General features: G+C 64.4%; 18 protein-coding genes and 2 tRNA genes. 17 read left to right on the top strand and 3 right to left on the bottom strand.

From position 1 onward, the window contains the following. Position 1: 1 nt before the first annotated feature. The 8 genes from ACW11F_RS03230 (at position 2) to ACW11F_RS03195 (ending at position 10,619) form a co-directional block, all read left to right on the top strand. Complete coding sequence (locus ACW11F_RS03230) at positions 2-1,201, top strand: ABC transporter permease (protein WP_456995470.1); 1,200 nt, start codon at positions 2-4, stop codon at positions 1,199-1,201. Further along, entirely contained in the window at positions 1,194-1,922 is a 729-nt protein-coding gene (locus ACW11F_RS03225; RefSeq protein ID WP_456995469.1) for an ABC transporter ATP-binding protein, read from the top strand. The genes ACW11F_RS03230 and ACW11F_RS03225 overlap by 8 nt, the downstream gene beginning before the upstream one ends. 163 nt (positions 1,923-2,085) lie before the next feature. Beyond that, on the top strand, positions 2,086-3,831 hold the full coding sequence (locus ACW11F_RS03220) for a type I restriction-modification system subunit M (RefSeq protein WP_456995468.1): 1,746 nt from the start codon (positions 2,086-2,088) through the stop codon (positions 3,829-3,831). Further along, positions 3,828-5,156, top strand: a complete 1,329-nt coding sequence (locus ACW11F_RS03215; protein WP_456995467.1) for a restriction endonuclease subunit S — start codon at positions 3,828-3,830, stop codon at positions 5,154-5,156. The genes ACW11F_RS03220 and ACW11F_RS03215 overlap by 4 nt, the downstream gene beginning before the upstream one ends. Beyond that, complete coding sequence (locus tag ACW11F_RS03210) at positions 5,153-6,025, top strand: GIY-YIG nuclease family protein (RefSeq protein ID WP_456995466.1); 873 nt, start codon at positions 5,153-5,155, stop codon at positions 6,023-6,025. The genes ACW11F_RS03215 and ACW11F_RS03210 overlap by 4 nt, the downstream gene beginning before the upstream one ends. Before the next feature lie 21 nt (positions 6,026-6,046). Beyond that, entirely contained in the window at positions 6,047-6,865 is an 819-nt protein-coding gene (locus ACW11F_RS03205) for a hypothetical protein (protein ID WP_456995465.1), read from the top strand. After that, positions 6,862-7,470, top strand: coding sequence for a hypothetical protein (locus ACW11F_RS03200; RefSeq protein ID WP_456995464.1), 609 nt, complete (start codon positions 6,862-6,864; stop codon positions 7,468-7,470). Before ACW11F_RS03205 ends, ACW11F_RS03200 begins: the two co-directional genes overlap by 4 nt. A 23-nt stretch (positions 7,471-7,493) precedes the next feature. After that, on the top strand, positions 7,494-10,619 hold the full coding sequence (locus tag ACW11F_RS03195; RefSeq protein ID WP_456995463.1) for a type I restriction endonuclease subunit R: 3,126 nt from the start codon (positions 7,494-7,496) through the stop codon (positions 10,617-10,619). A 62-nt stretch (positions 10,620-10,681) separates the two neighbouring features. Here the strand turns inward: ACW11F_RS03195 and pdxK are convergent, their stop codons facing one another. After that, on the bottom strand, positions 10,682-11,512 hold the full coding sequence (pdxK, locus tag ACW11F_RS03190; protein WP_456995462.1) for a pyridoxine/pyridoxal/pyridoxamine kinase: 831 nt from the start codon (positions 11,510-11,512) through the stop codon (positions 10,682-10,684). 89 nt (positions 11,513-11,601) lie between these two features. On the opposite strand from pdxK, the gene tadA reads away from it, so the two are divergent. After that, entirely contained in the window at positions 11,602-12,144 is a 543-nt protein-coding gene (gene tadA / locus ACW11F_RS03185) for a tRNA adenosine(34) deaminase TadA (RefSeq protein ID WP_456995461.1), read from the top strand. Here tadA and ACW11F_RS03180 read toward each other — a convergent pair. Beyond that, positions 12,107-12,586, bottom strand: coding sequence for a DUF2721 domain-containing protein (locus ACW11F_RS03180; RefSeq protein ID WP_456995460.1), 480 nt, complete (start codon positions 12,584-12,586; stop codon positions 12,107-12,109). The genes tadA and ACW11F_RS03180 overlap by 38 nt on opposite strands. Before the next feature lie 67 nt (positions 12,587-12,653). On the opposite strand from ACW11F_RS03180, the gene orn reads away from it, so the two are divergent. Further along, positions 12,654-13,235, top strand: coding sequence for an oligoribonuclease (gene orn / locus ACW11F_RS03175; RefSeq protein WP_456995459.1), 582 nt, complete (start codon positions 12,654-12,656; stop codon positions 13,233-13,235). Positions 13,236-13,322: 87 nt separating this feature from the next. Here the strand turns inward: orn and ppsA are convergent, their stop codons facing one another. Next, positions 13,323-15,695 carry a phosphoenolpyruvate synthase gene (ppsA, locus tag ACW11F_RS03170; RefSeq protein WP_456995458.1) on the bottom strand — a complete coding sequence of 791 codons (2,373 nt, stop codon included), beginning with the start codon at positions 15,693-15,695 and terminating at the stop codon, positions 13,323-13,325. Positions 15,696-15,789: 94 nt separating this feature from the next. Here ppsA and ppsR point away from each other — a divergent pair, with 94 nt between their 5' ends. The 7 genes from ppsR to ACW11F_RS03135 all read left to right on the top strand — a co-directional run bounded on the left by ppsR (position 15,790) and on the right by ACW11F_RS03135 (position 22,192). Then, positions 15,790-16,611, top strand: a complete 822-nt coding sequence (ppsR, locus tag ACW11F_RS03165; protein ID WP_456995457.1) for a posphoenolpyruvate synthetase regulatory kinase/phosphorylase PpsR — start codon at positions 15,790-15,792, stop codon at positions 16,609-16,611. Between the two features lie 112 nt (positions 16,612-16,723). Further along, positions 16,724-17,230, top strand: coding sequence for a DUF1249 domain-containing protein (locus ACW11F_RS03160; RefSeq protein WP_456995456.1), 507 nt, complete (start codon positions 16,724-16,726; stop codon positions 17,228-17,230). Between the two features lie 21 nt (positions 17,231-17,251). Then, positions 17,252-17,327: transfer RNA gene (locus ACW11F_RS03155), tRNA-Ala, on the top strand. A 46-nt stretch (positions 17,328-17,373) separates the two neighbouring features. After that, positions 17,374-17,449, top strand: a tRNA-Glu gene (locus ACW11F_RS03150). Positions 17,450-17,630: 181 nt separating this feature from the next. Continuing rightward, the gene (locus ACW11F_RS03145) at positions 17,631-18,515 is read left to right on the top strand and encodes an ECF-type sigma factor (protein ID WP_456995455.1); all 885 of its coding nucleotides are present in this window, start codon (positions 17,631-17,633) and stop codon (positions 18,513-18,515) included. A 26-nt stretch (positions 18,516-18,541) separates the two neighbouring features. Beyond that, on the top strand, positions 18,542-21,298 hold the full coding sequence (locus ACW11F_RS03140; protein ID WP_456995454.1) for a protein kinase domain-containing protein: 2,757 nt from the start codon (positions 18,542-18,544) through the stop codon (positions 21,296-21,298). 135 nt (positions 21,299-21,433) lie between these two features. Beyond that, positions 21,434-22,192 carry a SapC family protein gene (locus tag ACW11F_RS03135; RefSeq protein WP_456995878.1) on the top strand — a complete coding sequence of 253 codons (759 nt, stop codon included), beginning with the start codon at positions 21,434-21,436 and terminating at the stop codon, positions 22,190-22,192. Positions 22,193-22,236 lie beyond the last annotated feature (44 nt).

Raw genomic sequence — 22,236 nt, 5'->3', positions numbered from 1 at the left:
CATGTGGGTCGAATCGCTCATCGCGATGCGGTTCCTGCGCCAGGGGCGCACGCAGACCCTGCTGATCCTGTTCGGCATCGCCGTGGGCGTGGCGGTGATCGTGTTCGTCACCGGGCTCATCACCGGGCTGCAGGAGAACATCATCCAGCGCACCCTGGGCACCCAGGCACACGTGCGCGTGGAAGCGCCGCGCGAGGCCAACCGCATTGCCCGGCCGCCGGCTGGCAGCCTGCAATTGCTGCTGGAGGATCGGCGCGCACAGGCGCTGCGACCGATCAACAACTGGCCACAGGCGCGTGACGTGCTCGAACGCCTGCCCGGGGTGACGGCCGTGTCTCCGGTGGTATCGGGCCCGGCCTTCGGCCGGCGCGGTGATGCCGTGCAATCGGTGGCGTTGCTGGGCATCGATCTTGAGCGTTACCTGCGCATCATCCCGTTGCGCGAGAACCTGATCCAGGGTCGGCTTGAAGTTGGCTCGGGCAACGCGGTGGTCGGCAGGAAGCTGGCCGAAGACCTCGGCCTGAACCTGGGAGGGAAGCTTCGTCTGTACACCGGCGAGGATCGTGAGGCGATTGTCAATGTCGCCGGCATCTTCGAACTGGGCGTGCGCGAACTCGATGCCCGCTACGTCTATCTCGACCTCAAACAGGCGCAATCGCTGTTGGCCTTGCCCGGTGGCGTCACCGTGATCGACATGACCGTGGAGGATCTGTTTGCCGCCGATCGCATGGCTGCGCGCGTGCGCGGCTTGACCGGATTGCAGGCCGAAAGCTGGATGGAAAGCAATGCCCAGCTGATGAACGCGTTGACCTCGCAGAGCATGGCCACGCGCATGATCAGTTTCTTCGTCGCGGTCTCGGTCGCGCTCGGCATCGCCAGCGTGCTTGCCGTCAGCGTCGCCCAGCGCACCCGCGAAATCGGCATCCTGCGGGCAATGGGCACGCGCAGGCGGCAGATGCTGCTGGTGTTCCTGGTGCAGGGCGCGGTGCTGGGCCTGGCCGGTTCGATCGTCGGTGGTGTGGCCGGTCTCGGCATGATCGCCGCATTCAACAGCTTCGGGCAGGCCTTGTTCCGCATCCCGCTGCCGGCTGCACTGGTGCCGGCGGCCATGGCGCTGGCCACGCTGGCCGGGATCGGTGCGGCACTGGTGCCGGCTTCGCGCGCCTCGCGCATGGATCCGGTGGAGGCGATCAGTGGCTGAGGACAACGAAGTCCTGCGCCTTGAAGGGCTGCGCAAGTCCTACAACCTCGGCAAGCCGAATGAGGTCGAAGTGCTGCATGGCATTGATTTGTGCCTGGAGCGTTCCGACTTTGCCGCCCTGGTTGGCCCTTCGGGCTCGGGCAAGAGCACCTTGCTGAACCTGATCGGCCTGCTGGATTCGCCCACCGGCGGCGAACTGCACCTGCTTGGCAAGCCCACCTCGGCCATGGACGATGAACAGCGCACCGCGCTGCGCGGCCGGCACATCGGCTTCGTCTTCCAGTTCCACCACCTGATCGGAGCCTTCAGTGCGCTGGAAAACGTGCTGATGCCGTGGATGGTGGCGAATGGAAAACCAGACCGGGAAACGCAGGACATGGCCCGCGAGCTGCTGAGCGCCGTCGGCCTGGAGGCGTTCACCGAGCGCAAGCCGGACGAACTGTCCGGCGGCCAGCAGCAACGGGTGGCGATTGCACGCGCCCTCATCACGCGGCCGGCACTGTTGCTGGCCGACGAGCCCACCGGCAATCTCGATACCCGAACCGCTTCCGGTGTCTTCGACCTGCTGCGACGCTTCAACGAAAGCCACGGCTGCGCGGTGCTGGTGGTCACCCATGACCCGAAGCTGTCCGAGCGCTGCGATCGCACCATCGAACTGGTGGATGGTTGCATCGTGCGCGACGAACGCCGCGCCGCGAAGGCGATGCAGGCGGAGGATTGATCGCGCGCAGTGGCGCGATGCCGCAGGCCGCTCAATCCGCAGCGGTGAACGCGTGTTCCAGCAGCAGTTCGGCGCTGGCCGGCAGCACGCGGCTGCCCGCATCCCACCGCATGGGACAATCGGGCAATCAGCCTGCAATCAACGCTCAGGATCACGCCCGCCCATGCCGCAAGCCGAACTGTCCGCTTTTCTCTGGTCCGTTGCCGATCTGCTGCGCGGCGACTTCAAGCAGTCCGATTACGGCAAGGTCATCCTGCCGTTCACCGTGCTGCGCAGGCTGGACTGCGTGCTGGCACCCACCAAGCAGGCGGTGCTGGCCGAACTTGACGCCAAGAAACAGCAGGGCATCAATCCCGAGCCGTTCCTCAAGCGCAAGTCCAAGGTGCCTTTCTTCAACCAGTCGCCGCTGGACATGAAGACCCTGCTCGGTGACCCCGCGCACATCGCGCAAAACCTGTTCAGCTACATCCAGGGCTTTTCGCCCGAGGTGCGCGACATCTTCGAGCACTTCGAATTCCACGCGCAGATCGAGCGCCTGTCCAAGGCCGACCTGCTGTACCAGGTCACCGGGAAGTTCTGCCAGATCGACCTGCACCCGAACCGCATCAGCAATGCCGACATGGGCACGCTGTTCGAGGAGTTGATCCGAAAGTTTGCCGAGCTGTCCAACGAAACCGCCGGTGAGCACTTCACCCCGCGTGAAGTGATCCGGTTGATGGTCAACCTGATCTTCATCGAGGACAGCCAGGCGTTGTCCAGGCCCGGCGTGGTGCGCACCCTGTACGACCCCACGGCCGGCACCGGCGGCATGCTCAGTGTGGCCGGCGAATACCTGGCCGAACTCAACCCGCGCGCCAGCCTCAACGTGTTCGGCCAGGAACTCAATCCCGAGTCCTACGCCATCTGCAAGGCCGACATGCTGATCAAGGGCCAGAACGTCGACAACATCGTGTTCGGCAACACCCTGTCCGATGACGGCCACCACGGCGAGCACTTCGACTACATGCTGTCCAACCCGCCGTTTGGCGTGGAATGGAAGAAGGTGCAAAAGCAGGTGCGCCGCGAACACGAAACCCTGGGCCATGCCGGCCGCTTCGGCCCCGGCCTGCCGCGCATCTCCGATGGCTCGATGCTGTTCCTGTTGCACCTGATCAGCAAGATGCGCCCGGCCGCCGATGGCGGCAGCCGCTTCGGCATCGTGCTCAACGGCTCACCGCTGTTCACCGGCGGCGCCGGCTCCGGCGAAAGCGAAATCCGCCGCTACGTGCTGGAAAACGACCTGCTCGAAGCCATCGTCGGCCTGCCCACCGACATGTTCTACAACACCGGCATCGCCACCTATGTGTGGATCCTGTCGAACAAGAAACCGCCCGAGCGCAAGGGCAAGGTGCAACTGATCGACGCCAGCGGCATGTGGCAGAAGATGCGCAAGAGCCTGGGCTCCAAGCGCAAGGAACTGTCCGACGCGCACATCGAACACATCACCCGGCTGTTCGGCGCATTTGCGGAAGCCAGGGACGAAGACGGCACGCCGATCAGCCGCATCTTCGACAACCAGGACTTCGGCTACCACAGCATCACCGTCGAGCGCCCGCTGCGCGACCAGGACGGCAGCATCGTGCTGGGCACCCGCGGCAAGCACAAGGGCTTGCCGCAAGCCGACAGCAAGCTGCGCGACACCGAAAACGTGCCGCTGAAGCAGGACGTGGCCGACTACTTCATGCGTGAAGTGCTGCCTCACGCGCCGGATGCCTGGATCGACCTGGACAAGACCCGCGTCGGCTACGAAATCCCCTTCAACCGCCACTTCTACGTGTTCAAGCCACCGCGCCCGCTCGCCGAGATCGATGCCGACCTCAAGGCCAGCACCGATCGCATCCTGCAGATGATCCAGGAGCTGTCGGCATGAGCTTTGCGCGCTATCCGGCCTACAAGGACTCCGGCGTGGAATGGCTGGGGGAGGTGCCGGAGCATTGGGATGTCGCTGCTGGCCGACGCGTTTATCGCCAAGTCCGAGAGCAAGCTCACGCAGGCGATGTTCAACTTTCGGCGACACAAAAGTATGGGGTCATTCCACAGTCGGAGTTCATGGAAGCCGAAGACCAAAAGGTCATGTTGGCTCTCAAAGGCTTGGACAACTTCAAGCACGTAGAAAAGAATGACTTCGTAATCAGTCTTCGGAGTTTTCAAGGTGGTATCGAGCACAGCGCCTACAGCGGGTGTGTCAGTCCTGCATACACAGTGCTTCGTGCGCAACAGGAGATCGACCCCAGCTACATGGCTTTCGCGCTCAAATCGAGTAGTTATATTTCAGCGCTACAAAGCGCTACCGATGGTATTCGAGACGGCAAGAACATCAGCTACGACCAGTTCGGAAGCATAGGTCTGCCGCTGCCACCCGTGCCAGAACAAACCGCCATTGCCAATTTCCTCGACCGCAAGACGGCCAGGATCGATGCGCTGGTGGCCGAGCAGCAGCGGCTGATCGCGCTGCTGAAGGAAAAGCGCCAGGCCGTCATCTCTCACGCCGTCACCAAGGGCCTGAACCCCGACGCGTCGATGAAGGATTCCGGGGTGGAGTGGCTGGGCGAGGTGCCAGCGCATTGGGAGGTTTCGGCGATCAAATACGTTGCGAGTGTCGGTAACGGCTCAACGCCCAACAAGGCTACATTGAAATATTGGACTGACGGTGATTTTCCGTGGTTAACAAGCTCTGTTGTCAATCTTGATAAGGTTTTGTCGGCGGATTATTTCGTCACACGGACAGCGCTGGAGGAGTGCCACCTACCTGTTCTCCAACCTCCGGTAGTGCTTATTGGGATTACGGGGGAAGGCAGAACTCGCGGGATGGCGGCGACGTTGGGAATTCAGGCGACGATTAATCAACATATTGCTTACGTGAAGCCGGATGCTGAAAGGGTGCGGGTTGAATTTCTTCGCTTGTTCTTCGATATGGCGTATGAGCGTATGCGCTTTGATAGTGAAGGCGCTGGTAGCACCAAAGGTGCAATCACATGTCAGCAAATTTCCAACATGCGACTTCCGTTGCCGCCTAGCGTTGAGCAGGAGAAAATCGGGGAATACGTTCACGATACGATTTCGAGGTTTTCTGAATTGGAGGAGGAGATGCTGCAAACACTGACATTCCTCCAAGAGCGCCGTGCCGCCCTGATCTCCGCCGCCGTCACCGGCCAGATCGATGTGCGCGGGCTTGTCGCCAGGGAGATCGCATGAACACGGCTGCCACACCCAAGACCATCCAGATTTTCCTGCCGGGCGGGGATCCGGTCGGCATCCGCGTGGCCGAAATCACCACCCGCATCGTCCAGGTCATCGACGTGCCGCGCAAACGCCTGCCGGACTTTCTGAAGATGCCGGAAAGCGCCCAGGTGGGCGTGTATTTCCTGGTGGCCGAGCCCGAGGACGGCGAGCCGCCGCAGGTGTACGTGGGCCAAAGCGGCGACCTGCGCGGACGGCTGCGCGGCCACGACGCCAGCAAGGACTTCTGGGAGCGTGTGCTGGTGCTGATCTCGCGCACCAACTCACTGACCCAGACCCATGCACTGTTCCTGGAATGGCGGGCGCTGCAATGCGTGCAGGAAGCCGGGCGCTATGTGCATGTCAACGGCAATGCCGGCAGCCGCCCGCACACCCCGGCACCGATGCAGGCCGATTGCGAGGAAATCTTCGAGACCGGCAAGACCCTGCTGGCCACGCTGGGGCATCCGCTTTTCGATGCGGTGGCGGCCTCCGCGCAGGACGGCGACGAAGCGCACCTGTTTCATTGCCGCAGCAGTGATGCCCATGGCCGCGGTCAGTACACCAGCGAAGGCTTCGTGGTGCTGGCCGGCTCGCTGGCCCGCCTTGGACACGTGCCATCGGTGGAAGGCACCGGCGTCACCGCGCTGCGCCAACGCCTGCAGGCCGATGGCGTGTTGCGCAAGGACGGCGACAAACTGGTGTTCAGCAAGGATCACCTGTTCAAATCCCCCAGCATGGCCGCCGCCGTGGTGTTGGGCCGCAGCGCCAACGGCTGGGTCGAATGGCGCGACGACAGCGGCCGCACCTTGGACGCCGTCAAGCGCCAGGCCATCGACGGCTGAGGGCGTGACGGGGGCAATGGCATGCTGAAGGCCGTGGTATCGGGCAAGGCGGGCAGGCTGCGGATCGGGAGTTCGGAGTTTTCCGTTTCCTGGCGCGATGCATTTCGGAGCAACGAGGACCTGCTGACCGGTGCGTTCTTCGGCCGTTTGGGCTATTTCTCCCCGCAAGCCTTGTCGCAGCTGATGACGGTGCTGATTGGCACGGATGCGGAAAACCTTGGAGAACTTGAGCAGATCGAGCTCTGGCCGAGCCTGAAGGCGCCGGGCCGCCTGCGGGTTGAGCCCGACGTGATGATGCGCTTCACTGAGGGGACGTTGATGGTGGAGGTGAAGCCGCCGCATTGGGGTGTGCAGTCGTTGTTTCAGTGGGGCGAACAATTGCGGGCACTGATTCACGACCCGGATGTCTCGCGGGAGCTGGATTTTGAGACCGTTCGGTTCCTGGCATTGGGCGGAAACCTCCGTGCAGGTATCCAAGCCGATGAACTCCAGCTGCCCGAGGAGCTTGCCGAATTGGCCATCACTCAACGCGAGTGGGAGGAGGTCTCGGCGGGTTTGCTGCAATTGCGTGTGCTGGACTTGCCACCCAGCGATACCGCCATCATTGATGACTTGCTGGATCTGCTTGAGCTTTATGGCGTGGCGCAGCCCATTGCGCCACCGCCACCTTGGTCGCCACTGCTGCGGCTTTCGCGGTTGCGTGCATTGCGACTGGATTGTTTGCCGCACTTGCACAGGCCCAGACAACAGCGCACATCGCAGCCAAGCAGCATGGTGGAAGCGATTGACTGGCGTGACCTTCTGAAGTTTTCCAAGAGCCATCCTTTGGAGTTGCGATGAACGACATTTCCGAAAATGAGGCCGCTGAACTGCTGCTGCAGGTGCAAACCGCGCATCGGCTTTGCGCAGGCTTCTACCAGCGCTTCCTGCCCGCCTTGGAACGCATCGCCGAGGATGCAGGCTTCGACTTCTTCCGGGAATGGCGGCCGTCAGAGACATCGCGCCCGGCATCCAGGAGGGCGTGGCCGGGACGCTATTGGGCATGGGACTTGCTGCCCATGTATGCCCCCGCATTCACGTTTCAGAATTCGGCCCCCGGTCCGGCAGTGGTTGGTGATTCTTCCCTGACGTTCCATGTGTATCTGGAAGACAGCTTCCGAAAGTCCAATCGGGCGAACAGGGGCGTGCGTGGCCAACCCGATCCGGTTGAATTGCCGACAGGTGCAGCTGTCATCGATGTGGCGCTTCACCGTTGCCGGGTTCCCAGTGGGCATGAACTCGCCGAGCTCTGGAATGATGTGCGTAGTGTCGAGTCGAATATTGATGAGTGGAAGGCTTGTGGTGAGCACCTTGAAGTGCGCGGTTGGCAAGTGCCCGTGCAAGATTTGCTGGTGAATCCGGAGGGACTGTCTACCCGGATCAAAGACGCCATGCAGGACAGGTGATCCGCGCAAGGGAGGGCAGGTACGTGGCATTGCATCACGAAATCGAGCTGGAAAAAGATATCTGCCACCACCTGGCGGCGCATGGCTGGGACTACGCCGCGCCGGGCAGCGAGGGCGATGCACGCAGCTACGACGTACCGGGTGCGCTGTACCCGGCCGACGTGCTGGCTTGGGTGCAACAAACCCAGCCGGATGCCTGGCAGGCCTTGAGCAAGGCGCACGGCGAAGCCGCCGGCGAGATGCTGCTGAACCGGCTGCGCAAGGTGCTGGACGAGCGCGGCACGCTGGAAGTGCTGCGCCAAGGCTTCGACATGATCGGCTTGCGCGCACCGATCCGCATGGCGCAGTTCAAGCCGGCGCTGGGCATGAACGAGACGCTGCAGGCGCGTTACGCCGCCAACCGGCTGCGCGTGCTGCGCCAGGTGCCGACCAATCATGACGACATCATCGACCTGGTGCTGCTGCTCAATGGCGTGCCGGTGGCGACCAGCGAAATCAAGACCGACTTCACCCAGGACGTGAACCGCGCGGTTGACCAGTACCGCGACGAGCGCCATCCGCGCCCCAAGGGCCGCGCCAGTGCCGAGCCGCTGCTGGACTTTCCGCGCGGGGCGCTGGTGCATTTCGCGATCAGCAACCGCAGCGTGTTCATGACCACACGGCTGGCCGGGCCGGCGACGTATTTTTTGCCGTTCAACCTGGGCGACGGCGGTGGCGCCGGCAACCCGCCCAACCCGGACGGGCATCGCACCGACTACCTGTGGAAACAGGTCTGGCAGCGCGAATCGTGGCTGGACATCATCGGTCGCTACCTGGTTACCGAACGCGACGAGAAAAAGCGCATCAAGGCGGTGATCTTTCCGCGTTATCACCAGCTCGATGCCACCCGCAAGCTGGTGCAGGCGGTGCGCGAGAAAGGCGCCGGCGGCAAATACCTGATCCAGCACAGCGCCGGCTCGGGCAAGACCAAATCCATCGCCTGGACCGCGCATTTTCTGAGCGACCTGCACGATGCCGAGGACCGCAAGGTGTTCTCCACCGTATTGGTGGTCAGCGACCGCAACGTGCTGGATTCGCAATTGCGCGATGCCATCTTCGACTTCGAACGCACCACCGGCGTGGTCGCCAGCATCACCGGCAGGGGCGGCAGCAAGAGCCGCGAATTGGCCGAGGCGCTGTCCGGCGACAAGAAGATCGTGGTGTGCACCATCCAGACCTTTCCCTTCGCGCTGGAAGCGGTGCGCGAGCTGGCCGCCACCGAAGGCAAACGCTTTGCGGTGATCGCGGACGAGGCGCATTCCAGCCAGACCGGCGAGGCGGCGAGCAAGCTCAAGGAACTGCTCGGTGCGGACGAGCTGCAAGCTCTGGCCGACGGCGGCGAGATCAGCAACGAGGACATCCTCGCCGCGCAGATGGCCGCACGCGCCGGGAGCGATGACCACATCACCTATATCGCCTTCACCGCCACGCCCAAGGCCAAGACCCTGGAGCTGTTCGGCCGTCGCCCGGATCCAACGCGTCCGGCCGGCGCTGACAACCTGCCGCAGCCGTTCCATGTGTATTCGATGCGCCAGGCGATCGAGGAGGCGTTCATCCTCGACGTGCTGCAGAACTACACGCCCTACAAGCTGGCCTTCCGCCTGACCCACGAAGGCCGCGACTGGGACGACACCGAGGTGGAGCAGAGCGCCGCGGTGAAGGGCCTGATGCGCTGGGTGCGGCTGCATCCGTACAACATCGCGCAGAAGGTGGCGATCGTCGTCGAGCACTTCCGCAGTACCGTGCAGCCGCTGCTGTCCGGTCATGCCAAGGCCATGGTGGTGACCGCCAGCCGGTTGGAAGCGGTGCGCTGGAAGCGGGCCATGGATGCCTACATCAAGGATCAGGGCTATGCGATCGGCACCTTGGTGGCGTTTTCCGGTGAAGTGCAGGACGAGAGCAGCGGCGAGGCGGTCAGCGAGCGTTCCGATGAGCTCAATCCCGGCCTTGCCGGCAAGGACATCCGCGGCGCCTTCGACACCGATGGTTTCCGTATTTTGCTGGTGGCCAACAAGTTCCAGACCGGTTTCGACCAGCCGCTGCTGTGCGGCATGTACGTGGACAAGCGCCTGGCCGGCATCCAGGCGGTGCAGACCCTGAGCCGTTTGAACCGTGCCTACAACGGTGCGCATGGCAAGAAGGACGCCACCTACGTGCTGGATTTCGTCAACGACCCGGAAGAAGTACTGGCCGCCTTCCGCGTCTATTACGAAACAGCGGAGTTGTCTGGCGTCACCGATCCGCATCTGGTCTACGACCTCAAGGCCAAGCTGGACGGCAGTGGCCATTACGACGAGTTTGAAGTCGAACGCGTGGTCCGGGTGGAACTGGACCCGAATGCGACCCAGGCGGATCTGGTGGCAGCGATCGAACCAGTCGCCGACCGGCTATTGAAGCAATACCGTGCCGCCCGAACGCGCCTGGAAGGCGCCGTTGAAGGCAGTCCGGAAGCCGCTGCGGCCAAGGACGAGCTGGACGCGTTGCTGCTGTTCCGCCGCGACCTGGACAGTTTCGGTCGCGTGTATGCCTTCCTCGGCCAGCTGTTCGACTACGGCAACACCGGCATCGAAAAACGCGCGATCTTCTACCGTCGCCTGCTGCCGTTGCTGGATTTCGGTAGCGAGCGCGAAGGCATCGACCTGAGCAAGGTGGTGCTGACCCACCACCGCCTGATCGACAAGGGCCAGCGTCGGCTTGGCCTGGGCGATGAGGGCGAAAAGTACCTGCTGCAGCCGATGGGCGAAACCGGAACCGGCCAGGTGCAGGACAAGCAGAAGCGTCTGCTGTCGGAGATTCTGGAGAAGGTCAACGAGCTGTTCGAAGGCGACTTGAGCGACGGCGACATGCTGAACTTTCTCCACACCGTCAACGACAAGTTGATCGAGTCGCCGCGGCTGATCGAACAGGCGCACAACAACTCCGAAGCCCAGTTTCGCGCCTCACCGGACTTGCCGCACAGCTTGGTGGATGCGCTCATCGACGTCTTCGACGCGCACCAGATCATGAGCCGACAGGCGCTGGATTCGGAAACTGTGCGAGCCGGCATGCTGCGCCTGCTGGTCGGGCCGATGAATCTGTATCAACGCCTGCGCGAACAGCCGCGGCCCTGAGATCGCAGTCATCACCATGGACGCACGCCGTTCCGGTTGTTCGCATGGCCCTGTGGCCGCGCTCAATCCGCAGCGGTGAACGCGTGTTCCAGCAGCAGTTCGGCGCTGGCGGCCTGGCGGGTGGCGTGCAGGGCGCGGATCACCGCGTCGCTGGCGAGGCGGATGGCGTCGGGCATGGCATGGCCGCGCAGCAGGGCCGCGTTGAGCCAGGCACTGAACAGGTCGCCGGTGCCCTTGGGTTGGGCATCGATGCGCTCGTGTTCCAGCACCTCGACTTCGTCGGCGCTGACCCGCACCATACGCATGCGCCCGTCCGGCCAAGTGTCGGGCAGGGCGCTGGTGGCGATGATCCATTTCAGCTCGCCATGCAGCATGCGTCGCGCGGCGGCGACGATGCCGTCCAGGCTGTCGACCGCCATGCCGGCCAACGCGCCGAGTTCGAAGGTGTTCGGCGTCAGCCCATCGGCCAGTTGCAGCAGGCCGCCGCGGTAGGCGTCGACCAGCGCCGGATCGACGTAGATGCCGGTGTCGCTGTCGCCGATCACCGGGTCGATCAGCACCTGCAGGCGCGGGCGCAAGCCACGCAGCTTGCGCAGCCAGGCTTCGAGGATGCGCACCTGCCCGGGCGAGCCAAGATAGCCCAGTTGCACCGCGCGCACGTGCTCGCCCACACCGCGCAGCAGCAGGTCGTCCAGCCACGCGGCGAACCACGCATCCGGCATCGGCCCGCCGTTGCAGGTGGGGTAGTGCGGGGTATTGCTGAGCAGCACCGTCGGCACCGCCGCCGCACACAGGCTGTGGTGAGCGAACACCGGCAGCGCGACATTGTTGCCCACCCGGCCATACACGACCTGGGACTGGATCGACACCACGTCGATGGGCAGGGGATTCAAGGCGGATGGAGGCATCGGCGGCGTGGCGCGAGGTCGGGCGGGGAAGCGGCGGCGGTATAGTCTGCCAGACTCGCGATGGTGCCCACTGCATGACGACGACGCTTGATCCCGCTCAATCCGCGACCGGTAACGAGGCCGACCTGCGCTGGATGCGCCAGGCGCTGGCGTTGGCCGAACGCGCCGCACGCGAGGATGACGAGATCCCGGTCGGCGCGTTGGTGGTCACCGCCGATGGCAGGCTGCTGGGCGAGGGCTGGAACCGCAACATCGCCGAACACGACCCGGCCGCGCATGCCGAGATCGTCGCCATGCGCCGCGCCGGGCAGGCGCTGGGCAACCATCGGCTGACCGGTTGCACGCTGTACGTGACGCTGGAGCCGTGCGCGATGTGCGCGATGGCGATGGTGCATGCGCGTCTGGCGCGGGTGGTGTTCGCCGCGCGTGATCCCAAGACCGGCGCCGCCGGCAGCGTGTTCGACCTGCTCACCGATCCACGTCACAACCACCGCATCGCGCTCAGCGATGGCGTGCTCGCCGATGAAGCCGGGACGATGTTGAGCAACTACTTCCGTCGCAAACGCGGCAAGTCGCCGATCACGCCGCCGGAGGCAGCGGACCGCGCAGGCGGTTGAGCTCTTCGTCCATTTCCAGGTCGAAGCTCTGCACCGCGAGGCTGACCTCGCGCCACAGCCACAGACTGGCGAGCAGCAGCATCAGCACGCCGAGCACCGCCAGCAGGGTCGGGCCCGCGCCCATGCGGAAGCCGCTGAAGGCATCCAGCGCGAGCGTCAGGCTGGTGCCGACGAAGGCGCCGAGGGCAAGGTAGAGCATGCTGCAGGCCTGCAGCACCAGGTGTGCGCGGCGGCGATGGCGCTTGATCTGCGCATCGGCACGCTCGCGTGCATCCGCCGGCAGGCGTTCCCATTCGCGCAGCAGGGTGCGCAGCCGATCCACCACCCGCGCCAGGCGATTGTTGGCGGAAATAAGCAGCGACGAGGTGGCGGTGATCAACAGCGCCGGCGTCACCATCGCGGCGAGGATCGCGTAATGGCTGCTGAGGGCGGATTCGAACATCGCACGAAGCGGGGCAGGGGGCAGTCGTTATCATGCCAAGCTTCCGCCACTGACGCGATGCGTGAACATGCCCGACGCCACCGAGCAACGCCTGATCTGGATCGACCTCGAGATGACCGGCCTGGATACCCGCCGCGACTCCATTCTCGAGATCGCCTGCGTGGTCACCGATGCGCAGCTCAACGTGCTTGCCGAAGGCCCGGAGTTCGCCATCGCCCATCCGTTGCCGGTACTGGAGGCGATGGATGACTGGAACCGCACCCAGCACGGTCAGTCCGGCCTGTGGCGGCGGGTGCTGGAAGAGGGCGTTGAACTCGCCGAAGCCGAGCAGCGCACGCTGGAGTTCCTGCGCCAGTGGGTGCCGGAGGGCGTTTCGCCGATGTGCGGCAACTCGATCTGCCAGGACCGGCGTTTCCTGCATCGGCAGATGCCGACGCTGGAGCGGTATTTCCATTACCGCAACCTCGACGTGTCCAGCATCAAGGAACTGGCGCGACGCTGGGCGCCGGAGATCATGGCCGGCTTCGACAAGGAAAGCGCGCACACCGCGTTGTCGGACGTGCGCGATTCGATCGCCGAACTGGCGTACTACCGCCGCTTCATGGGCCCGTTGGCCGGGCACGCCGAATCACTCGCATCGCAGGCATGAAACGAAACCCGGCCGGGTGAAGGGCCGGGTTTGCTGGCCTTGCCCGGGTGCGGACACGGCCCGCTGATTGCAGGCGGGCCGTCGGGCTTATTGGTGCTTGGACTTGGCCAGCGCGAGCCAGGTGTCGACCACGGTATCGGGATTGAGCGAGACCGATTCGATGCCTTGCTCCATCAGCCACTGCGCAAGATCCGGGTGATCGGACGGGCCTTGCCCGCAGATGCCGACGTATTTGCCCTGGGCGCGCGCCGCGGAAATCGCCATCGACAGCATCTTCTTGACCGCCGGGTCGCGCTCGTCGAACAGCTCGGCGACGATGGACGAGTCGCGGTCCAGGCCCAGGGTGAGCTGGGTCATGTCGTTGGAGCCGATGGAGAAGCCGTCGAAGATGTCGAGGAACTCCTCCGCCAGCAGCGCGTTGGACGGCACTTCGCACATCATGATGATCTTCAGCCCGTGCTCGCCCTGCTTGAGGCCATTGCGCGCCAGCACCTCGATCACCTTGCGGCCTTCGTCCAGCGTGCGCACGAACGGGATCATCACCCACAGGTTGTCCAGGCCCATTTCCTCGCGCACGCGCTTGACCGCGCGGCATTCCAGCGCGAACGCTTCGCTGAAGCTCGGATCGATGTAGCGGCTGGCACCGCGGAAGCCGATCATCGGGTTCTCTTCATGCGGCTCGTAGCGGCTGCCGCCGATGAGGTTGGCGTACTCGTTGGACTTGAAGTCCGACAGCCGCACGATCACCGGGTTGGGCGCGACCGAGGCGGTGATGGTGGCGATGCCTTCGGCGAGGCGATCGACATAGAAGTCCACCGGCGAGTCGTAACCGGCGATCTTGGCATCGATCTTCGCCCTGGTTTCGGCATCCTGGCGGTCGTATTCCAGCAGTGCCTTGGGGTGCACGCCGATGTGGCTGGCGATGATCATTTCCAGACGCGCCAGGCCAATGCCGGCGTTGGGCAATTGGCCGAAGTCGAAGGCGCGCTCCGGGTTGGCCACGTTCATCATGATTTTCAGCGGCGCCGGCGGCATGTTGTCGAGGTCGGTGGTGGTGCGCTCGAACGGCAGCGACTTCGCATAGATGTAGCCGGTATCGCCTTCGGCACAGCTCACCGTGACTTCGGCGCCATCGGAGATCGCATCCAGCGCATTGCCGGTGCCGACCACCGCCGGCACGCCCAGCTCGCGGGCGATGATCGCGGCGTGGCAGGTGCGCCCGCCGCGGTTGGTGACGATGGCGGCGGCGCGCTTCATCACCGGCTCCCAGTCCGGATCGGTCATGTCGGCGACCAGCACGTCGCCCGGCTGCACCCGGTTCATGTCCTCCAGCGTGCGCACCACGCGCGCCACGCCGGCGCCGATCTTCTGCCCGATGGCGCGGCCTTCGCACAACACGTCGCCGCGTTGCTGCAGGGTATAGCGCTCGATCTGAGTGGCCTTGGCACGCGACTTCACCGTTTCCGGGCGTGCCTGCAGGATGTACAGCTTGCCGGTGGCGCCATCCTTGCCCCATTCCACGTCCATCGGCCGGCCATAGTGCTGTTCGATGACCAGCGCCTGCTTGGCCAGCTCGGCCACGTCGGCGTCGCTGATCGAGAACTTGCCACGCAGGTCTTGCGGCGTGTCCTCGGTGCGCACGCGCTCGCCGGGCACATCCGAATACACCATGCGCAGCTGCTTGCTGCCCAGCGAGCGGCGCAGGATCGCCGGCTTGCCGGCCTTCAGCGTCGGCTTGTAGACGTAGAACTCGTCCGGGTTGACCGCGCCCTGTACCACCATCTCGCCGAGGCCATAGCTGGAGGTGACGAACACCACGTCGCGGAAACCGGATTCGGTATCGAGGGTGAACAGCACGCCCGAGGCGCCGATGTCCGAGCGCACCATCTGCTGCACGCCGGCGGAGAGGAACACGTCCTCGTGCTTGAAGCCGTGGTGCACGCGGTAGGCGATGGCGCGGTCGTTGTACAGGCTGGCGAAGACTTCCTTGACCTTGCGCACCACGTCATCGGCGCCGGTCACGTTGAGGAAGGTTTCCTGCTGGCCGGCGAAGCTGGCATCGGGCAGGTCCTCGGCGGTGGCCGAGGAACGCACCGCCACCGCGAGCGCATCGCTGCCGGCTTCCTTGCACATTTGCGCATACGCGTCGCGGATGTCGGCTTCCAGCTGCGGCTGCAGCGGGGCATCGATCACCCAGCCGCGAATCTCGGCCCCGGCTTCGGTCAGCGCAGGCACGTCTTCCACGTCCAGCGTCGCCAAGCGATCGAAAATGCGTTGCTCCAGGTCGTTGTGCGCGATGAAGTCCTTGAACGCATCGGCGGTGGTGGCGAAGCCGCCGGGCACGGAGACGCCGAGGTCGGCCAGTTGCCCGATCATTTCGCCGAGCGAGGAGTTCTTGCCGCCCACCTGGGCGAGATCGGACAGGCGAAGGTCTTTCAGCCACAGGACGTTGGCGCTCAAGGCAGGCTCCGGAAGTTTTCGATTGGAAAGGACGACACACCGTCAACGCGCTATTTTAGCCCTCCCGACGCCCGTTGACCCAGCCGCACTGCCCATGAGCGCACCCCGCCCGGTTTTTTTCGTTTCCGATGGCACCGGCATCACCGCCGAAACCATCGGCCACAGCCTGCTGACCCAGTTCACCCGACAGGAGTTCTTCACCGATCGCCTGCCGTTCATCGATTCGAAGGAGCGTGCGCGCGAGGCGGCGGCGGAAATCCGTCTCGCCAGCGAACGCAGCGGGCACCGTGCCATCGTGATCAACACCTGCGTCGACAACGAGCTGAGCGAAATCATCGCCGGCAGCGGCGCCTTGATGCTGGACGTGTTCGCCCCCTTCATCGCGCCGCTGGAGGAAGAGCTCGGTGCCAAGCGTCAGCCGCGCATCGGCAAGGCGCATGGCATCGTCGATTTCGATGTCTACCACCAACGCATCAACGCGATGAACTACGCGCTGACGCATGACGATGGCATGCGCGTGGAATACGACGATGCCGACCTGATCCTGGTCGGCGTTTCGCGCGCGGGCAAGACGCCGACCTGCGTGTACCTCGCGCTGCACCACGGCGTGCGTGCGGCGAACTATCCGCTGACCGAGGAAGACCTCGACCGCGACACGCTGCCGGCCAAGCTGCGCCCGCACCGGCACAAGATCTTCGGCCTGACCATCGACCCGGTACGCCTGCACCAGATTCGCGAGGAGCGCCGGCCGAACTCGAATTATGCGCGGCTGGACACCTGTCGCCGCGAAGTCGCCGCGGCCGACGTGATCTTCCGCAACGAGCGCATCCCGGTGCTGTCGACCACCCATGCCTCGATCGAGGAGATTTCCAGTCGCGTGCTGGAAACCCTGGGCATCAATCGCGGCATGTACTGAACGCCGCAAGGGCCACGGCCCGCACGTGGCGGGCCGGGCATTCCAACGTAGCGGCGCATCCCGGCGGCGTCAATACGCTGCCCGCCGCGGCGGCTGCGTGTAGCATCGGGTCATGTCCGCCGTCCTGGCCCCTGTTGCGCGCCTGCCTCGCCTCAACCGTTTCGTGTGGTTGATGGCGCTGTATGCGGAAAACCACCGCAAGCTCTCGCGCCTGTTCGCACCGGCGGCGCTGGCGGTCGGCGACTATCGCTCGCAGGCGGGCGACAGCCTGCCGCTGCGGCTGGAAGTCATCGAGCAACACCGCTTCACCACCGAGTTGCGCCTGACTTACGATCTGCTCGATCCGCTGACCGGCCAGCCCGACCCCTCCGCGCATCTGCGCCACTACCATGACGCGCGCCAGACCGAGGCCACGCACTGCTATGTCGGGCGTCGCTGGCAGGACGTGATCGGCATGTATCCGCCACCGGCGGCACTGGTCGACCATCGCCTGCGCATGAATACGTTCCTGGGCAAATGGCTGGATTACCTCGCCGGCCAGGGGCATGGCGTGGCCACCCTGCGGCGCGTGGCACCGCGCAAGGTGGAAAGTGTTGACGGGGCCCCGCTGGCCTTATAAAATGCCGGGCTTCCACATCGTGGGGCCATAGCTCAGCTGGGAGAGCGCCTGCATGGCATGCAGGAGGTCAGCGGTTCGATCCCGCTTGGCTCCACCAAAATTCGGCGATGTCGGCAGCCTCCCGACCCGCCAGCAAGAACGACGTCCCCATCGTCTAGAGGCCTAGGACACAACCCTTTCACGGTTGCGACCGGGGTTCGAATCCCCGTGGGGACGCCAACTTGAAACCCCTGATTCGTCAGGGGTTTTTCTTTGCCTTCGATACAGTGATGGCATTTGTCGAGTGCTGAGCGATGTGTTCCGGGCGCCGGCGCTCTGGCGTGTCCGGGCTTCGCCAATGCCTCCCGTGCTGGATTGAAAAGTATCGATTTGGCAACGGCAGCCCGGAAGGCGAGGCCGGATGCACGCCCCGCATCCTGCTGCCTGCGTGAAGCGGCACAGGCATGACGCGGGGCCGGCACGATCGTCGACAGCCGCACGCACATGCAACACGATGCAGGTCGTGTGGGGCAGGCCTGCTGCACTGCCGCAGTGTTCGGCTGCCAGGCATGGCAGGAAGCGTGGCAACTGCCGGAGTGCCATGGTCACGTGCCACAGGAACGGCATCGTCGGCGTTGCCTCACCGGTGAATGTGCGCCCGGGACTGCATCGCCCGATACGGCGGCAGCGTCTGTTGGCCGGGCAGTGCCGTATCATTGTCACCCCGCCGCACAGTCACTCGACGACGTTGAAGAGCAACAACATCACCCTGCTTCTGCGCAAGTGGCGAGAGCGCGACAACGACGCGCGCGAAGCGTTGTTCGATGCGTTGTACGAGGATCTGATGCGGGTGGCCCGCGGCCGTCTGGCGCGTGATGCAGGCGGCACCCTGGAGCCGGGTGAACTGGTCAACGAGTCGATGCTGCGGCTGCTCGGCACGGCCGCCGATTATCAGGATCGCACCCATTTCATCGCGGTGGCCGCATTGAAGATGCGTTCGGTGCTCGTCGACCACATGCGTGCACGGATGGCGGACAAGCGCGGCGCGCAGATGCAGCGATTGACCCTCTCGCATGTCGATGAACTGCCCGATCACATGGATGATGGCATCGATGTCATGGCGCTGCACCAGGCGCTGACCCAGCTCTCGGAACAGGATCCGCGGGCCGCGAGCATGATCGACTTGAGTTATTTCGGTGGCCTGACGCGCGAAGAGATCGCCATGGTGCTGGATGTGTCGCTGCCCACGGTTGACCGGGATCTGCGCTTTGCCCGAGCCTGGTTGAACCGTCAGCTGGCGGCCTAGCCACGGCACGGTGTGCGATGGCTGACATGGAATCGACACGCTGGCAACGCGTACGCGATCTGTTCGAAAAAGCCTGTGAACTCCCGCCAGAGCAATGGGACCACGTGCTGGATGCATGCGGCGACGATCCCGAAATCGTGGCCGAAGTACGTCAACTGTTGCGCGCTCAAACCGTCAAACTGGATCGGGTAGGCGAGATTCTCAAGGCCCATGGCGGCGCCGAGCTGGGTGAAGGCGACCGGCTCGGGCCTTGGCGCCTGTGCGAGCGCATCGGTGCCGGCGGCATGGGAGTGGTATTCCGCGCCGAACGTGCAGATGGCAGTTACCAGCAGCAGGTCGCGATCAAGTTGCTGAGCGGATTTGCCAGTCGTGTCGAGATCGAGCATCTGATCGTGGAGCGGCAGATGCTGGCCGACCTGCAGCTGCCCAATGTCGCGCGGCTGTACGACGGTGGTCTGACCCCGGCCGGGCAGCCGTATCTGGTGATGGAACTGGTGGATGGTGTGGCCCTGGATCGCTGGTACCAGGGCCAGGCACTGGATCTTGAGGCGCGGCTGACCTTGTTCCTGGCCATCTGCACGACGGTGCAGGCGGCGCATGAACGGCTGGTACTGCATCGTGACCTGAAGCCGGAAAACATCCTGGTACGTGCCGATGGGCGTCCGGTATTGCTCGATTTCGGCCTGGCTCAGGTAACCACCGACGCGATGTCCAGGCAGACCCGCTATTGCACGCCGGCTTACGCCAGTCCGGAGCGCTTGTCCGGTCAGGACGAAGGCGTGTCCACCGACATCTTCAGTCTGGGCGTGCTGTTCGTGGAGATGCTTGCGGACACGCGCTGTGACCGTGAACTGGATGACGCCTCCAGGCCGGTGGCCTTGCCCAGCCAACTGGCAGCGGCATCGGTGCCATGGAAACGCCAGTTGCAGGGCGATCTGGACGCGATTGCCGGCCGAGCCACCGCATTGCGGGCCGCAGATCGCTATCACTCGGTAGAAGCATTCATTGCCGACATTCGCCTGCACCAGCGGCATTTTCCGGTGACCGCACATCCAGGCGGACTGCCTTACCGCACGCGCAAGGCGGTGCGCCGCAACTGGAAAGTGTTGGCCAGCTTGTTCTCGGTGGCGATCCTGACTGCGCTGATGTTCGCCAACGTGCAGCAAGCGCGACAACGCGCCGAACAGGATGCGGCCATCGCCGAGCAAGTCAGCAACTTCCTGATCGATACTTTCGAAGTGGCTGATCCGCTGAAGCGTGGCGAGCACGGCGTCAGCGAGCTCAGCGCCCGGCAACTGCTGGACAGAGCCGCGCAACGCGTGACGACCGATTTGCAGGATGCCCCCGTGCAACGGGCGCGAATGCAGTTGGTGCTGGGCGAGGCCTATCAGAACCTCGGCATTCCCGGTGCTGCCGAAGCGCAGCTTCGTGGCGCCTTGCCGGTGTTCCGCCAACTGTCCGGCACGCATTCGCGCGAGTGGGCGCGCTTGATGGCCGTGTTGTCGGTGCAGGAAACGCTCAATGGCGACGGCAGGGCCGGGCGTGATTTGGCCGATCAGGCGCTGGCCAGGCTGCCGCGCAAGAACACGGAGCCGGAACGTGCGCGACTGTACGCCGCACGGGGGTTTGCGCTGAGCAACCTGCAGGCATTCGATGAGTCGGTTGCGGCCTACCACAAGGCACTGGATCTGTATGCGGACTTGCCAGCGGCATCGGTTGGCCTGGATGCGCTGCGCGCACGCTATCAATTGGGTCATGCCTTTGCCCTTTGGGGCAGGCAGCAGGATGCCGAACGCGAGTTCCGCAGCGTGCTGGCCCAGCTCGGCGGGCGTTCGCCCGTGCTGCACCTGGCGACCGAGACCCGGCTCGGCCAGGTGCTGCGTTGGCAGGGACAGTTGTCCGAGGCCTTGCCGCTGCTGCAGCAGGCGCTGGCCGAAGCACAGGCCATCTACGGGCCGGACAGCGGCATGCTGATCCTGCAGCACGACGCGTTGGCCGACCTCTATCTGGACATGGGTGACTATCCCGCCTCCGAGGCGCAGTATCGCCAACGGCTGGCATTGAGTGAAAAAGTCCAGGGGCCGGACAGCATCGGTCACAGCATGGGCCTGTTCAATTTCGGGGCGTTGCTGGAGGCGCGCGAAGACCTGGCCGGGGCCGAAGCCCTCTATCGGCAGGCCTGGGCCATCCGCATGCAACAACTTGGCGAGGACGCCACCACCACGCTTCGCGCGCAGACAGGGCTGGGCGAGGTGTTGCTGAAGATGGGGCGCTTGCAGCAGGCCGGGGAGATGCTGAGCGCGGCCGATGCCGGTCTGACGCGGCAATTGCCAGACGATGCGCCGGGGCGACTCGAATCGCGCCTGGTCTTCGCGCGATGGCAATTGGCGATGGGCCAGGTGGCGCAGGCCGGAGCCACATTGGCCGAAGTCGATCCGCATGTCGGCGAAGGGGAGTTCGACATCATCCGCTGGCATCTGCATGGGCTGCTGGCGGCGGCTAAAGGCCAGCACGCAGCGGCAGTCAGCGCCATGCAGCGGGCCTTGATGTTGTCGACCGCGCATTACGGCAACGACAGCCCGGACACCGCGCGCATGCGTCTGGCGTTGGCGCAAGTGCTGATCGATGCCGGCTCCCGCGCGGAGGCAGGGGCCCAGTTGCGCCTGGCCGGCCCGATACTGCGCACCCATCTGGTGGCCACGGCGCCCAGCTTGCGACAGTTGCGCGACCTGGAGCAAGCCAATGCCGCGCAGGACGTGCTCACGCGTCAGGGCGCGCGCTAGGCCCGGCCCGGGTTGTCCGGATGGCCCGCGGCGCCATCGGCAACGCGGCATGATTGTTTTTCGCAACGGTTCCCGGTTGTAAGTGTAGGGGGAGCAAATTCCGACGTCCCCCAGTCACTGCCACAGGGGGGCATCATGAAGCAATTGCTGATCTACGAGCGCCCGGTTCAGCTGAACCGCGTCGCGCACCGAAACCACCGCATCGTCGCCCGTGAGGCCGACTACTCCTTTGCCGCCGAGCTCAACTCGGTGCCGCTGGCCTGTGTGGAGTTTGCCCGCGCAGCGCGTGAATATCCCATCGTGTTCGCCGGTGCCAGTGCCGATGCCGTCGTGCCTGCCGCATTGTTGGGGCTGCGTGCAGGTCAGAACCTGATGGTCGATGCGTCCGGTGCCTGGCGCGAGAATGCGTACATTCCGGCTTTTCTGCGTCGCTATCCGTTCGTGCTGGCCGAGCATCAGCAGGATGACGAAACCGATTTCACCGTCTGTCTGGACGCCGCATTCGACGGCTTCCGCGAAGGCGGTGAAGAGGGTGCGCCGTTGTTCGACGAAGACGGTCAGGACAGCCCGCTGCTGACCAACGCACTGCAGTTCCTGCAGGAGTATCAAACGCATCTGGCCCGCACCACCGAGTTTTGCAAGGTGCTGTCAGACCGCGATTTGCTGGTTTCGCGCCAGGTGAACATCCAGAGTGCCAATGGCGAAACATCGTCTCTGGACGGCTTCTTCGTGGTCGATGAAGACAAGTTGCGCGAACTGAAGGGCAAACCCGCGCTGGATTTGCTCAAGTCCGGCCACCTGGGCTGGATTTACGCGCACCTGCTGTCGCTGGGCAACGTCGAGTTGCTGAGTCGCGCGCTGGATGAACGTCCTGCGTCCGAAGCCACGCACTGACGTCAACACACCCCTTTCCGCTGCATCCGCATCGACAGCTGCCA

This window comes from Luteimonas sp. e5 (assembly GCF_054031035.1).
Note: the sequence above shows the minus strand (reverse complement) of the source record. Positions and strands in the feature narration are given on the sequence as shown.